This is a genomic window from Rhizobium sp. BR 250 (assembly GCF_047445855.1).
GTDB classification, from domain to species: domain Bacteria; phylum Pseudomonadota; class Alphaproteobacteria; order Rhizobiales; family Rhizobiaceae; genus Agrobacterium; species Agrobacterium tumefaciens_I.
Genome location: NZ_JARWKW010000007.1, coordinates 167,869 through 180,878 on the forward strand (window position 1 = coordinate 167,869; position 13,010 = coordinate 180,878).

16 protein-coding genes are annotated in these 13,010 nt (G+C 60.4%); 12 read left to right on the forward strand and 4 right to left on the reverse strand.

The window, feature by feature from the left end:
• The first annotated feature begins 19 nt into the window (after positions 1-19).
• The 9 genes from QD336_RS13520 (at position 20) to QD336_RS13560 (ending at position 5,086) form a co-directional block, all read left to right on the forward strand.
• Positions 20-841 carry a sugar phosphate isomerase/epimerase family protein gene (locus tag QD336_RS13520; RefSeq protein WP_499171070.1) on the forward strand — a complete coding sequence of 274 codons (822 nt, stop codon included), beginning with the start codon at positions 20-22 and terminating at the stop codon, positions 839-841.
• 18 nt (positions 842-859) lie between these two features.
• Positions 860-2,095, forward strand: a complete 1,236-nt coding sequence (locus tag QD336_RS13525) for a Gfo/Idh/MocA family protein (RefSeq protein ID WP_499171071.1) — start codon at positions 860-862, stop codon at positions 2,093-2,095.
• 334 nt (positions 2,096-2,429) lie between these two features.
• Positions 2,430-2,600 carry a hypothetical protein gene (locus QD336_RS13530; protein ID WP_499171072.1) on the forward strand — a complete coding sequence of 57 codons (171 nt, stop codon included), beginning with the start codon at positions 2,430-2,432 and terminating at the stop codon, positions 2,598-2,600.
• 281 nt (positions 2,601-2,881) lie between these two features.
• Positions 2,882-3,091 carry a cold-shock protein gene (locus QD336_RS13535; protein ID WP_003520191.1) on the forward strand — a complete coding sequence of 70 codons (210 nt, stop codon included), beginning with the start codon at positions 2,882-2,884 and terminating at the stop codon, positions 3,089-3,091.
• 108 nt (positions 3,092-3,199) lie between these two features.
• Complete coding sequence (locus QD336_RS13540; protein ID WP_499171073.1) at positions 3,200-3,490, forward strand: cold-shock protein; 291 nt, start codon at positions 3,200-3,202, stop codon at positions 3,488-3,490.
• A gap of 28 nt (positions 3,491-3,518) precedes the next feature.
• Positions 3,519-3,755, forward strand: a complete 237-nt coding sequence (gene rpsU, locus QD336_RS13545; RefSeq protein WP_269345511.1) for a 30S ribosomal protein S21 — start codon at positions 3,519-3,521, stop codon at positions 3,753-3,755.
• 35 nt (positions 3,756-3,790) lie between these two features.
• Positions 3,791-4,006, forward strand: a complete 216-nt coding sequence (locus QD336_RS13550; RefSeq protein ID WP_499171074.1) for a hypothetical protein — start codon at positions 3,791-3,793, stop codon at positions 4,004-4,006.
• Positions 4,007-4,104: 98 nt separating this feature from the next.
• Entirely contained in the window at positions 4,105-4,242 is a 138-nt protein-coding gene (locus tag QD336_RS13555; RefSeq protein WP_269345507.1) for a hypothetical protein, read from the forward strand.
• Positions 4,243-4,798: 556 nt separating this feature from the next.
• Positions 4,799-5,086: a hypothetical protein gene (locus tag QD336_RS13560; protein ID WP_269345505.1), complete on the forward strand. Its 288-nt coding sequence runs from the start codon at positions 4,799-4,801 to the stop codon at positions 5,084-5,086.
• Positions 5,087-5,570: 484 nt separating this feature from the next.
• Here QD336_RS13560 and QD336_RS13565 read toward each other — a convergent pair whose 3' ends face one another.
• On the reverse strand, positions 5,571-6,668 hold the full coding sequence (locus QD336_RS13565) for an acyltransferase family protein (RefSeq protein ID WP_499171075.1): 1,098 nt from the start codon (positions 6,666-6,668) through the stop codon (positions 5,571-5,573).
• Positions 6,669-6,973: 305 nt separating this feature from the next.
• Here QD336_RS13565 and QD336_RS13570 point away from each other — a divergent pair, with 305 nt between their 5' ends.
• Positions 6,974-7,210 carry an acyl carrier protein gene (locus QD336_RS13570; protein WP_269345500.1) on the forward strand — a complete coding sequence of 79 codons (237 nt, stop codon included), beginning with the start codon at positions 6,974-6,976 and terminating at the stop codon, positions 7,208-7,210.
• Between the two features lie 206 nt (positions 7,211-7,416).
• On the opposite strand, the gene QD336_RS13575 is transcribed toward QD336_RS13570, so the two are convergent.
• Positions 7,417-8,118, reverse strand: a complete 702-nt coding sequence (locus tag QD336_RS13575; RefSeq protein WP_499171076.1) for a hypothetical protein — start codon at positions 8,116-8,118, stop codon at positions 7,417-7,419.
• Between the two features lie 202 nt (positions 8,119-8,320).
• On the opposite strand from QD336_RS13575, the gene QD336_RS13580 reads away from it, so the two are divergent.
• Complete coding sequence (locus QD336_RS13580; protein WP_499171077.1) at positions 8,321-9,052, forward strand: response regulator; 732 nt, start codon at positions 8,321-8,323, stop codon at positions 9,050-9,052.
• Positions 9,049-10,311: an ATP-binding protein gene (locus QD336_RS13585; RefSeq protein ID WP_499171078.1), complete on the forward strand. Its 1,263-nt coding sequence runs from the start codon at positions 9,049-9,051 to the stop codon at positions 10,309-10,311. The genes QD336_RS13580 and QD336_RS13585 overlap by 4 nt, the downstream gene beginning before the upstream one ends.
• A gap of 26 nt (positions 10,312-10,337) precedes the next feature.
• Here QD336_RS13585 and QD336_RS13590 read toward each other — a convergent pair whose 3' ends face one another.
• Positions 10,338-11,438 carry a glycoside hydrolase family 88/105 protein gene (locus QD336_RS13590; protein ID WP_499171079.1) on the reverse strand — a complete coding sequence of 367 codons (1,101 nt, stop codon included), beginning with the start codon at positions 11,436-11,438 and terminating at the stop codon, positions 10,338-10,340.
• An 8-nt stretch (positions 11,439-11,446) separates the two neighbouring features.
• Positions 11,447-13,000 carry a polygalacturonase PglA gene (pglA, locus tag QD336_RS13595; protein WP_499171080.1) on the reverse strand — a complete coding sequence of 518 codons (1,554 nt, stop codon included), beginning with the start codon at positions 12,998-13,000 and terminating at the stop codon, positions 11,447-11,449.
• Positions 13,001-13,010 lie beyond the last annotated feature (10 nt).

A 13,010-nucleotide genomic window follows, 5' to 3' on the forward strand; every position in this document is an offset into this window, starting at 1 on the left:
AACGAGGGGAGATACCGACATGAGCCTTGAAGGCCTTTCCATCAATTTCGCCACCGTGCGGCAGGGCGGCAATTTCGGCGCCATCGTTGATGCCTGCCTTGCACATGGCATCACCGCCATTTCGCCCTGGCGCGAGCAGGTGCACGGCGTCGGGCTCGCCGAAGCGACCCGCATCGTCGAACAGAACGGTCTGCGCCTCAGCGGCCATTGCCGCGGCGGTTTTTTCCCTGCCCCCACTGCGGAAGGCCGCCGCCTGGCGATCGAAGACAATAAACGCGCCGTCGATGAGGCCGCCGCCATGAAGGCCGATTGCCTTGTGCTCGTTGTCGGCGGCCTGCCTGCCGGCTCGCGTGACCTCAAGGGTGCGCGGCAGATGGTGGAGGACGGCATGACTGAGCTTCTGCCCTATGCACGGGCCGCCGGTGTGCCGCTGGCCATCGAGCCGCTTCACCCTTTTTATGCCGCCGACCGGGCCTGCTTCAACACGCTGAAACAGTCGCTCGATCTCTGCGACCGGCTGGGTGCAGGCACCGGCGTCGCCATCGACGTCTACCACGTCTGGTGGGACCCGGAACTGGAGGAGCAGGTGGCGCGCGCCGGCAGGAACGGGCAAATCCTCGCCCACCATATCTGCGACTGGCTGGTGCCGACCACCGATCCGCTCAATGATCGCGGCATGATGGGTGACGGCGTGATTGACCTCAAGGCGTTTCGCGCCATGATCGAGGCCGCCGGCTTCCACGGCCCGCAGGAAGTGGAAATCTTTTCGCACCGCTGGCAGGCCCGCCCGATGGACGAGGTTCTCGCCACCGTGGTGGAGCGTTTCAAGACTGTTTGTTGATTATCCGGGAGAGAGACAATGCCTGAAAGGGTGAAACGCAAACGCTATGCGCTGGTCGGCACCGGCAATCGCGGCACCACCATGTGGGGCCGCGAATTGCTGGCGGGCTGGAGCGACTATGTCGAGCTTGTCGGCATTTGCGACCTCAACCTGATGCGCGCCGAACGCGCCCGCGCCATGATGGGATCGAACGCGCCGCTTTACGATGATTTCGAGCGGATGATGGTGGAGCAGCGGCCCGAACTGGTGATCGTCTGCACGCCGGACGATACCCATGACGACATCATCATCCGCGCGCTTGAGGGCGGGGCAGATGTCATCAGCGAAAAACCGATGACCACCACCCCGGAAAAGATCGACCGCATTCGCGCAGCCGAAGCCAAAAGCGGCCGCCGGGTCGACGTCTCCTTCAATTATCGTTTCTCTCCCACCGCCGCCCGCATCAAGGAACTGATAGACGACGGCGCCATCGGCACGGTTACCTCGGTCGATTTTCACTGGTATCTCGATAACCAGCACGGCGCGGATTATTTCCGCCGCTGGCATGCCTTCACCGAACATTCCGGCAGCCTGTTCGTGCACAAGGCCACCCACCATTTCGATCTCCTGAACTGGTATCTCGATTCCGATCCCGTGGAGGTAAAGGGCTTCGGGCAATTACTGCATTATGGCAGGAACGGGCCGTTCCGCGGAACGCGCTGTCGCACCTGTCCGCACAAAGGCGAGTGCGATTATTTCATGGATCTCGGTGCCGATCCCTTCCTCGACGCACTCTATGAAGACCCGTCGAGCATCGATGGCTATATGCGGGACGCCTGCGTCTTCCGTGAGGAGATCGACATCCCCGATACGATGAGTGCGTCGATCCGTTACGCCAGCGGCGTGCAGGTCTCCTATTCGCTGAACACCTACATGCCGATCGAGGGCCACCACATCGCCTTCAACGGCCATAAGGGCCGCATCGAGATGCGCCAATATGAAAAGCAGCCGTGGACGGAGCCGCCGGCCGATGAAATCCTGCTGGTGAAAAGTTTCGGCGGCGGTGTCGAACGCATCTGGGTGCCGCATGAGCCCGGCGGCCATTATGGCGGTGACAACCGCATGCGCGACATGATCTTCAAGCCGGGCTCCAACGACCGGCTGCGTCAGCGGGCGGGTTCACGCGCCGGCGCCATGTCCGTCCTCTGTGGCGTCGCGGCGCTGAAAAGCGCCCGCGAGGGTGGCTCCCAGCCGGTAAAATCGTTGCCCCTGTAACCCATGTCGGCGTGCAGTCCCTCGATCGCGGGCTGCACGCTGAAACTGCCAAAAAGAACGGACGATATTCCGCAGATTACGCGCTTCTTCCTTGCCGATAAAATGATCGCCGGGGTAAGAAAGAGTGAGTCATGTCCAGTTTTGAATCCTTCGTTCCGCTCATCATCATCGGCGTCAGCCTCGTTTTGTTTTTCAAATGGGTCGGACGCGACATGAACCGCGAAGAGAAAAAACCGCGCTCCCGCCGCTGACGGCAAAAGCCCGCATGGCAGGCAGCGGGGCGGCGGAACTTCACCTTCTCTCCGGCGTTTTCCTCCAGAAGGAGAACGCGGATATGACAAAAAAAAACAAACCGAAAAAGACCGGAAAGGAAGCTTCCAGACCGAGCGAAATTCCCCCCGCCGGTCCGCATGCCAAACCGTCCCTTACAGATTACGACAAGACGCCGGGTGCGGGCAGCCTGCCGGACGAGGGTGCGAAGGACGTATCTCCCGGCGGCGGCTGATGCGCCTGCGCGCCAAAGGCCCGCAGCTACGCGGGCAGACGGAAACGATGGAGAAAAGCGCGTGAAAACAACCGCTTGCCCTGCACGCGATTGTCGGCGACCGGTTTTTCATTCCCGGCCCATTGCAAAATCAAAAATTGAGCCTATATTCCCTTCATCGACCATTGCTTGTGACGTCGTTTCTGGAACACTATGTTCCCCGTCGGATTTCCTCTCAAATAATCGATCTAATTCCGCAAGGTATCGCGGGAACCCCAACGATTCTACGAAAGGAAATCGTTATGAACACTGGTACTGTAAAGTGGTTCAACGCCACCAAGGGCTTCGGCTTCATTCAGCCTGACAATGGCGGTGCGGACGTTTTCGTTCACATTTCCGCTGTAGAGCGCGCAGGTATGCGTTCGCTCAACGACGGCCAGAAGATCAGCTATGAGATCGTTCAGGACCGCCGGTCCGGAAAAAGCTCTGCCGACAATCTTCAGGCAGCTTGATATTCATCATTTGAGCTCCAGACCACGGATGTACTGGCTGGAGGTTTGGATGATTGTGAGAGGTCGGGTCAAAGCCCGGCCTTTTGTTTTTGGGCCCTGGAGGTTCTCATGCGCAAAAATCCCTACCGTTGCGGCGACGCTGTCTTTCTGAAGCCGGGCGTGCTGGGCGGCAACCAGCCCGACGGTCCCGGCCGGATCGTATCGGTCATGCCGGAGGCGCAGGGGGCGGTTCGCTACAGGGTGCGTTTCCAGCATGAAAATTTCGAGCGCAGCATCGCGCTCGATGAGATAGATGTGCCCACTTCGCCCCCAACCCGGCCGGGCAGGAGCGAAAGCCCCTCGCCGCGCGAAGCCGGATCGAGCTGGATCAATCTGAATACGATTAAAATCAGAAAATAGCGGCGGAGGCTGCTTAAAGGAGATATTCTTGCAGGTACTCGTCCGAGACAATAATGTGGAGCAGGCGCTTCGCGTCCTGAAAAAGAAATTGCAGCGCGAGGGCATCCTTCGCGAAATGCGGGCCCGGCAGTCCTATGAAAAGCCGTCGGAAAAGCGCGTTCGTGAAGAAGCCGAAGCCGTACGTCGCCACCGCAAGCTGGCCAGGAAGAAAATGCAACGCGAAGGGCTGCTGCCCGCCCCCAAGAAGGTTGTTCGCCCCCGGTAACCGTTCGATACCGCTCTTCCGTAAAGGAGAATGCCATGGCCGCGACGAAAGAGGTGTTTTTCAAACCCGGTAAACTATCCGCGCAAGACAAGGCATCACTGACGGATAGCGCCGCCAGACAGATCATAAATGCCGAAGCCGACCAGCGCGCCCGCAAAACGGAACGCCTTCGCCAGCTTCGCGAAGCACAGGAAGCGGCGATTGTCCCGACCGAACCTGTTCCCGGCAAGAAGCGGTCCGGAAAGACGTAACCGGGCCGCATCGATCATTGCGGGACCGGCAGAAGCTCGATCGGGCGGAGAAATAACCGCTTTCGCCCGACGTCAAGCCCAGTGTGAGGAGAACACCCATGGCCAAAGGTCAATTGCGCAGCAACAAGGAAATCCGCAAACCGAAAAAGGACAAGACCAAAGCCCCCGCAGCGACACCGGCGGGATCACAGGTCAAGTTTGCCAACGCCACGACGGCGGATGGCAAAAAGAAGTAACGTCGTTCTTGGTTCGGGCAGACAGGTCGCGATGAATAAAAGCGTCTGCAAAGGCGCTGGACTTGTTTTGGCCACATTGCCCATCTATATGACACTCACAGCAACTGCTGGTGAGCGCGAATGAAATCGTCGTTCGCAGTTGTTTTAGTCGCTTCAGACTTTTGACCACGGATGTACTGGCACTGGTGTTGAGAGCGATATGAGAAGGTCGGTGCAATATTGCCCCGGCCTTTTTTGTTGCCTGCAGTCTGGCCGGCGAATGCCCTGCACCTATCCCGGAATTAACTTGCCTATTCCCCGCAAAGGGCGCACTCTTTTTTTTGGTAGTTGAAGGGCGTTACCGCCGTTTGGCCTGTTTGCCGTCCTTGAGCCCTGTTCTGCCCCTTTTCATCGATCGGCAGAAACGATCCGGCATTTACGCGACATTCATAGCGGCACGGGCCGGGAACGGTTTGCCTTGCGTCGCCCCGTTTCAAGGCGTTGAAGCGTCGGCACGGCGTCCGAGCGGGCGTTCGATGCTCCGGCTTTTGTAAGCCCCACAAGAAAGGAGGACGTCATGTCTTCCGTATATGAAAATTGCATCATCACGTCGCAGGATCTCAACATGCTTCAGTCCGTGCTCGAAGGTCTCGGTTATGACCGCCACACCATGGATGAAGAGGTGAAACTCTACAACAATGCGGCCCGAAAGGTGATCGAGCTCTTTCAGGACGGTGTGACGGACCCCGCCGATCTTTCAGAGGAAATGCTGTTTCTGTTCGGCGTTCACAAACATGAGCGCGTGAAACCATGGAAGCCGCTGCCGCGGTATGCGATCCAGGGCCTGCCGCCTCTTTACCGGTGATGCGATGGCCCTCCTTCCCGTAACGCCCACGCGAAAGCGGCCTTCAAAATCACCGATGAAAATAACGGCTTGGCAAATGCCATATATCAGGCAACACTCAAATTGAGCGTCCCGCGTGCGATCAGGTGCGACAGGGAGGCTTGGGTATGGACATATGGAAGGCTGAATTGCGGGACCTTGACCGGCCCTGCGAAGAGGTCCGGAGGGTTCCATGCCGGTAAGTTTTGCGTCTGCGTGGAGAGTGAGTATGACGTATGACTGGAGTGGCCGCAGAATGCGGCGCATGCGAGCGGCGAAACTGACGATCATCAGCCTCGTTGCGGCTTTTGTGCTGACGGCCCCGATCTTCGCCCATTATTGAGGATATGCAACGAGAGCGTTTTCACTTTTTCCCAAATTGAGAAAACACTCCAACTTCTTGTTTCATTGCATTTTCCGACGAAAAAAGCAGAAGCTGCTTTTCCTGGAAATGCCTAATACAGGATCACACCGGCTGGCGGATTTCCGTTCGTCTTCTCAGCCGGCTCTTCAGCCATGTCTGCACCGGCTGATCGTAATGGACCGTCAGATACCATGAAAGGCAGGTCGTCGCGATCAGGAAGACGATGCCGGCGGGCAGGCCGAAATTCTCCCTGTGCACCGCCGGGATGAGAAGCTCCATCCAGGCCAGAAGCGGGATATGCAGCACATAGACCGCATAGGACGCCGTGCCGAGAAATACCGACACCATTTCCACGCGGCGCCCCGGAACCGTCTTGCTGGCCACGAACAGCAGCAGCGGCCAGACGAGCAGCACGACCACAAGATCGAAAAACGGCCGCAGCTCGCGCGACATGGGTACGGCGAGGATGAAACAGACCAGCAGAAGACAAAGTGCCGCCTGCACGGGCTTCAGCGCCGGCATGCGATTGCGGAAACGATAAATCAGCACACCGGCAAAAAACGAGAAGAACACCCTTCCCATGCCGGCATACATTTCATGCCAGCGGAAACCGGCGTGCAGCCGGCCGAACTCGGCCGCCGCCACCATCAGCACAAGGGCGCTGATGGCGAGCACCACGGCCGTCTGTTTCGTCGTGGCCCGCACACCCCAGCGGGCATAGGCCGCATTCACCACCAGCTCGTTGAAAAGCGACCATGCCGGGCTGACGAGAAACAATGCGCCGTTCAGGGTGAGCGTGAAGGGCGCGGGCAAGAACAGCAGTCCCGTCACCAGCGCGAAGGCAAGTTCGCCGGGATCGATCATGCGATGCAGATCGTCGATCGGCGTCGGCAGGCCCAGCACGTAAAGGCAGATGAAATAGGCAACCATCAGGGCCAGCGCCAGCACATAGAGCGGGTAAAGACGGGCAAACCGCGCCTTCATGAAAAAGCCGGGTGTGATGACCCCTTCGCCCAGCTTCCTGCCATAGGCATGCGCCAGCACGAACCCGCTGAGTGCAAAAAACAGGTCCACGGCGAGATAGCTCGAAGCCGTGCTTTTTCCAAACAGCGCCTCGGCATGACGATGGACGATAAAAAGGGCGGCCACACCCCTTATGCCATCGAGCAAGATGAAACGTTCCGGAAACGACTGGACCATGGCGTGATGCTCGGCGATTTGGCGAATTTGTTCAAGACAAACGAGCTTTACCGCGTCGCGGTTCACAGATTCCAGTCAAAAACTGTTCAACGCTGCGGGCGCGCGGATATTTTGCCTCGCGCTTGCCGGAGGCCTGCACCCTTTCACACTCGCGAAAGCCATGCTACGTCCGGATGTCATCGATGTCTTGCCCCTTTGACTCCGCCGCGCTGTCCTCACAAAAATCCGATGTGATTTGCAGGGATCATCCGGCGAATTCAAAATGGGGCACGTTCGGCGGCAAGCAACTTTTGCGGAGCCTTTTCATGCCCACCATTGCAGAGCGTATCAGAAAAATCATCGTGGACCAGCTTGGCGCAGACCCCGCCACGATCGTGGACGACGCCAGTTTTGCTGACGATCTCGGTGCGGATTCCCTGGAGACCGTTCAGATCGTCATGGAAATCGAGGAAGAGTTCGGCGTGGAAATTCCAGATTCCGCCGCGAATACGATTCTGACCGTGGGCGACGCCATCCGTTTCGTCGAAAAAAGCAAGGCGTGACCGGCAGCGGCGGATATCACCCCGCCGCGCCGGCCGGCAGAGAACCGAAAACGACGCCGATCAGTGCCGGGCAGCCGAAATATTCCATCCCCTCATAAAGAGCACACGGGGGATCGCAGGCGAGCGATCCCCCGGCTGCAGCCGTTGCCGGCTGATTTCCTCCTTTACCGGGGGGCAGATCAAGGAGGAAATTTCGAAGCGTTGCGTCAGCCCCGGTCCACTTCGGGAACCGGCGGCGTCATCGCGTCATGCGGGGGAGCAAGACGATCACGTTCGGCAGGCCCGTGGCGCGGGCCGGGCGGCGGCGGCGGTATCAGCGCACGCTCCAGTTCGGCAAGTTTCAGCACCTGCTGCGGTAACAGCTTCGGTTTCAGCGCGGCGGCGGCGTCCTGCAGGACTTTCGCCTTTTCCGCCCTCCGCACGATGTCACCCGCCAGTTCCTCACCGGCAAGACGCGGCTCGGGTCTGGCCTTGCTGTCACCCGGCACAGGCGGCGGCGGTGGCGGATTTTGTTCCGCAACAGGTGACACGAGATCAATCAGCGCCGTGGTATAGGCGCGCCACGGACCAAGCTGCTCCGGCGTGATGCCGAGATAGATTTCGGCTGCCGAAAGCCTCGTCGCCAGTCCGAGAACATCCGGCCGCCCCGGCATACCGCGCATGTGCGGCGGCAGCGGCCGACGATCCGGACCATGCTCCGGGCCGCGCGCCAAACCGGGATTCGGGCCGAAATCGGGGCCGAGGTCCGGGCCGAAATCGTGACCGAAATCCGGATTGACCGGCGGCGGCGCTGCGCGCTCTGCGGCGTGCGGCGGCGGAGGTCCATTCGGCTCCTCAGCCTGCGCGGCGGCGGAAGCACCGAGAAAAGCTGTCACGATGACGGTGGTAACCAGTAGTGCGTGTTTCATTTTACCTTCCTTCCGTTTTCCAACATGGAAGGACGATAGGAGCGCCGCGTTTCCGGCTTTGGTCCGAATGTTTCCGGCCCTGTTCCGCGGCTGGCTGATTTGTAACCGAATGTTGCCGAAGCGGCTTCGGAAAGCTTTCGTTGCAAAAATCCGCCGTCCACTTGCAGCGCTTATGTATAGTGGCGTCAAAAGGCTGGACGATATGACAACGGTTTCGGTGACACATATATTGATCGTCGATGACGATCCGGAAATACGCACATTGCTCGCCAAATATCTCGGCTCGCAGGGATTTCGCGTCTCGATGGCGGCCGACAGGCGGGAATTCGAGGAACGGATCGCAAGCTCCGATCCCGATCTCATCGTGCTCGACGTGATGCTGCCCGACGGCTCCGGCCTCGATATCTGCCGCGACCTGCAGGGCCGGCGGCCGCGCATGCCCGTCATCCTCCTGACCGCGCTGAAAGAAGATGTCGACCGGATCGTCGGGCTGGAAATCGGCGCCGACGACTATCTCGGCAAACCCTTCAATCCGCGTGAATTGACGGCGCGCATCAAAGCCGTGTTGCGCCGCACGACACCGCATGAAGCACCCCGCCCCCCATCCGCCACTTATAGTTTCGCGGATTTCACCGCCGATCCGGAACAGCGCTCCGTCATCCGCGCCGGCGGTGAGAAGATCGAGCTGACGGGGGCGGAATTCGATCTGCTGAAGGTGTTTCTCGACCGGCCCGGCCGGCTTCTTTCCCGCGATCAGCTTCTCGATCTGACACAGGGCAAGGATCGCGGCCCCTTCGACCGCTCCATCGACGTACTGATGAGCCGGCTGCGCAGGAAGCTGGATGCGGACGCCCGCGCGCCGATCTTCAAGACGGTGCGCAATGGCGGTTACCAGATGACGGTTCAGGTCAGAACCCTGCCGGTGCAGCGATGAGCTCGCTCAGAAACCGCATCGCCGCCCTGCTGATCGTCTCCATCGTCGCCGTCATCGCGCTTGCGACGGTGGTGGCTGACCGGACATTGCAACCGCCGCCGCCCGATCGCGCCATGGAACCGCTGGCCCGCAGCCTCGCCTTTGCCGTGACCATGGCCGAGCGCGATCCTTCCCTGCGTCAGCCGGGTTATTTCCAAATCCAGCGAAAATCGCCGGAAGGCGATCTGGACCCGTTGCTGTCGGACTTTCTGGAAAAGTCGCTGGCCCGCGTTGGCGAGCCGCGCACCACCATGGTCCTCCGTATGCGAAGAAACCCCGCTCCCGTTGCGGCAATTGCGCTAAAAACCGATGGATGGTTGATTGCGGAAATTCCGCATATGGGTCCACCGCCCGGCGGCTGGAAGAGTTTCGGCATGTGGATCGGCCTCATCATTCTCGGCAGTGCGGCGGTGTCCATCTTTGCCGCCCGCAAGATCACCCGCCCGCTCGACATGCTGGAAAATGCCGCCGCCAGCATCGGCCCGGACGGTTCGCTGCCGCACCTGCCGGAAACCGGCTCGGGCGAAATCCGCGCCACGGCGCGGGCGCTGAACGAACTTGCCCGCCGCCTGAAGGCGGCGATGGAAAGCCGCATGCGCCTCGTCGCCGCCGCAGGCCACGACCTTCGCACACCGATGACCCGTCTGCGGCTCAGGGCAGAATTCATCGAAAACGACGAGGAGCGCGCCAAATGGCTGGCGGACCTCGAGGAACTCGACGCCATCGCCGATAGTGCCATTCTGCTGGTGCGCGAGGAAGTAAGCCAGGACAGCATCAAGACCATCGATATCGGCAGGCTGCTTGGCGAAATCGTCAGCGAACTTTCCGATCTCGGCCATGCCGGCGCGCTCGATTTTACCGCGCCGGACGCGCCCATGACCATCAAGGCCGCCCCGCTTGCGCTCAAGAGAGCCCTGCGCAACCTCGTGCTGAACGCCGTCACCCACGGCAAGAAGGCGTATATCGATCTGACCGGGGACGATAGGGAAATCGTCGTGACGATCCGCGACGAAGGCCCCGGCATTCCGCAGGAGCTTCTCGGACGGGTTTTCGAGCCTTTCTTCCGGGTGGACCTCGCGCGGCGCAAGTCAATCCCCGGCGTGGGGCTGGGTCTTGCCATCGCCAAGGAAATCATCGAGCGCTTCGGCGGCACGATCACCATTGCCAACCACAAGAAACAAGGCCTGATCCAGACCGTGATCTTCGTAAGGGTGGCGTGATGTCACGCCGCTGAAACAGCCTGCCTCTACTGCTTGGCCAGAAGCAGGTTTTCGGCATAGGCCATCATCAGCGGCCCGACGCCCTTGGCATCGTCGGACACCACCGGCTCGGTCAGATAATATTCCGGCGTTCCATCGCGATAGTTACCCTCGAAACCGCCAAGGCCCGCCACATGCACAATGCCGATGAGGCGCATCACACCCGCTTCATCGGCTTTCAGCCGCGTTTCCAGAAGCGCTTCAAGCGCGCGGCGACCCGCCGAAAGGGCGGCATTAGCCTCATCGCCCTGTACGAGCTCCAGCCGCACCGCATGCAGCAAGGCATAGGCACACATGGCAGAGGCGGATGTTTCCTCGTAATTGCCCGCAAGGCCCGAATTGTCGAGAACCTGCATCCAGAGGCCGGCCTCGGTCTGCCGTGCGATGATTCCGCCCAAAAGCAACTGCGTCTTCTTGCGAAGCGCCGCCGTCGCGCCGTCCTCCGGCAGGATGGCCAACGCGTCCACCAGCGCCATGGCGAGCCAACCCACCGCGCGCGCCCATATAGCGGGAGACTTACCGCTTTGAGGATCGGCCCAGCGCTGGCTGCGGCTATCGTCATAACCATGGGCATAGAGCCCACCGCTATCCGCCGTCGCCGCGAGCGCCGCTGAAAACTGCCGTAGCGCATCGTCGATCAGTTCCGCCCGGCCCGTCGCCTGCGCATATTCGATCTGGAAAGGGAGCCCCATATAAAGTCCGTCCAGCCAGACCTGATGCGGATAACGCTTCTTGTGCCAGTAATTCCCGGATGCGATGCGCGGATGGCTGCGTAGTTGCCCCGCCAGATGTTCCGCCGCAGCGAGGTAACGCGGATCGCCCGTTTCCACCGCAATGGGAAAGAGGATACGGCCGGCGAGGATATGGTCGATATTATATTCCTGCGGATCGTAACCGGCGAGCGTGCCGTCTGGTGCTATCTGTGCATCGGCCAGACGGTGCAGATGGTCGTTCCAGCGCACTTCTCCGGTGGCCTCGAACAGCTGCTGCAGGCCGCGATAGACACATCCATCCTCATAACACCAGCTTCCGCCCTTGTAATGTTTATAGCGACTGGAGAATTGGTCAAAATATTCAGTGACTTTCATCGGTTTTCTCAATCGGAATCTGACACAATGGAAACGGAAGCATCGCTCAACAGGGCGGGATTATCGCAGACTATATGCGCCTGCTCGAAAACAATCGCCTCATGGCGCATGGGACGCAGCCGGTCGGCCATGATTGGCGGCGTCGTGATGGCCGACGGATCGTGCGAGACGATGGTGAGATTGCGGATGGCGACGTTGCGGATGGGCGCTTCGGGAAGGCCGAGAAAAGCGCCGGCCGCATAGGAGAGATTGCGAATTTCGACGTCCTCCACGGTAATGCCGTCGATAAAGGGCGTGCCGCCATCGACCGGTGCGGGTTTTCGCGATTGCACCCATTCATCGTGCCCATCGGCGTCGCAATGATAGTGGGCATTGGCGGAAAGCGCGGTCTGCACGCCATCCAGCAGCACCCGGCGCATGGTGATGTTGCTGACGGTACCACCCCGCCCGCGCCGTGTCTTGAGACGCAGGCCGCGATCCGTGCCGACCATGTCGCAATCCTCAACCGCTACGTCATGCACGCCGCCGGACATTTCTGAACCGATCACCAGCCCGCCATGGCCACGCTGCATCAGGCAATGACGCACCTGAACGCCGCGGGTTTCCGCAAGATGGTCGTCCTCGCCATCAGCTCCGCGCTTTCCCGCCTTCACCGCGATGCAATCGTCGCCGACGGAAAAACGCACGCCCGATATTGTGACGTTGCGGCAGCTTTCAGGGTTGAAACCATCGGTGTTCGGGCTGTCATGCGGCGCGGCGATGCTGAGGCCGGCAGCGATCAAATCTTCACAGCCCTGGGGATGGATCGTCCAGGAGGCGGCGTTTTGGATCGTGAAACCGAGAAGCCGGGTTTTGCGGCAGGAAACGAGATGCAGGCCGCGCGGCCGGCGCGCCCCGTCGCGGGTTTCTTTCGGCCAGCTCCACCAGTCGCCCCTGTCGCCCGAACCATCGAGAATGCCCCTACCCTCGATGACCAGATTATCCGCCCCGATGGCATGAACGGGCGCGGCGAAACAGGCATCCGGCAAGCCTTCCCAGCTTCCGAGCATGCGGCCTGCATCATCGCGGGCAGGCAGGATCGGCCAGCCTTTGCGGCTGGAAGGCGCGCGCAGCACGGCTCCCTCGGCAAGCTGAAGGACCATGTTGCTTTTCAGGCGTACGGGAAAGGCCGTCCAGAGACCGGCCCCGAGACGCAACGTGCCGCCCTGCGGCACCGCAGCCACTGCCCTTTCCAGCGCCTGCGCATTGGCGCGCGCGCGTGTCTCATCATCGAGCGCAACATCCGGCATAAGGGAGAATTCCAAAGCCTCGACAAGCCCGGCACAGGGGGCGGTTCCGAACTCCAGCCGTCCTAACCCCTCCGCTTCGAAGACATAGCGGGTATCCGGGGAGAGATCATGCAGCAGCGTCACCACGGTCGCTGTTTCGCCGCTCCTTTCGTCGCCATCCGCCGACGTCAGATGCCATTCCGTTTTGGACGGAAGGAAATAGCGCGCGCCAGGCACGGCAAGGCAAAGCGCTGCCGTTCGCGCCGAAGACGCGATGATGATGGGTTCGTTCATGTTCTTTTCT

Excerpts from the sequence above, each read along its gene's own strand:
- QD336_RS13530 (WP_499171072.1), top strand. The coding sequence starts at position 2,430 with ATGACAAAAAAAAACAAACCGAAAAAGACCGGAAAGGAAGCTTCCAGA.
- QD336_RS13540 (WP_499171073.1), top strand. The coding sequence starts at position 3,200 with ATGCGCAAAAATCCCTACCGTTGCGGCGACGCTGTCTTTCTGAAGCCG.
- QD336_RS13550 (WP_499171074.1), top strand. The coding sequence starts at position 3,791 with ATGGCCGCGACGAAAGAGGTGTTTTTCAAACCCGGTAAACTATCCGCG.
- QD336_RS13590 (WP_499171079.1), bottom strand. The coding sequence starts at position 11,438 with ATGAAAGTCACTGAATATTTTGACCAATTCTCCAGTCGCTATAAACAT.
- QD336_RS13585 (WP_499171078.1), top strand. The coding sequence starts at position 9,049 with ATGAGCTCGCTCAGAAACCGCATCGCCGCCCTGCTGATCGTCTCCATC.
- QD336_RS13525 (WP_499171071.1), top strand. The coding sequence starts at position 860 with ATGCCTGAAAGGGTGAAACGCAAACGCTATGCGCTGGTCGGCACCGGC.
- QD336_RS13555 (WP_269345507.1), top strand. The coding sequence starts at position 4,105 with ATGGCCAAAGGTCAATTGCGCAGCAACAAGGAAATCCGCAAACCGAAA.
- pglA (WP_499171080.1), bottom strand. The coding sequence starts at position 13,000 with ATGAACGAACCCATCATCATCGCGTCTTCGGCGCGAACGGCAGCGCTT.
- QD336_RS13560 (WP_269345505.1), top strand. The coding sequence starts at position 4,799 with ATGTCTTCCGTATATGAAAATTGCATCATCACGTCGCAGGATCTCAAC.
- QD336_RS13565 (WP_499171075.1), bottom strand. The coding sequence starts at position 6,668 with ATGGTCCAGTCGTTTCCGGAACGTTTCATCTTGCTCGATGGCATAAGG.
- QD336_RS13575 (WP_499171076.1), bottom strand. The coding sequence starts at position 8,118 with ATGAAACACGCACTACTGGTTACCACCGTCATCGTGACAGCTTTTCTC.
- QD336_RS13580 (WP_499171077.1), top strand. The coding sequence starts at position 8,321 with ATGACAACGGTTTCGGTGACACATATATTGATCGTCGATGACGATCCG.
- QD336_RS13570 (WP_269345500.1), top strand. The coding sequence starts at position 6,974 with ATGCCCACCATTGCAGAGCGTATCAGAAAAATCATCGTGGACCAGCTT.
- QD336_RS13535 (WP_003520191.1), top strand. The coding sequence starts at position 2,882 with ATGAACACTGGTACTGTAAAGTGGTTCAACGCCACCAAGGGCTTCGGC.
- QD336_RS13520 (WP_499171070.1), top strand. The coding sequence starts at position 20 with ATGAGCCTTGAAGGCCTTTCCATCAATTTCGCCACCGTGCGGCAGGGC.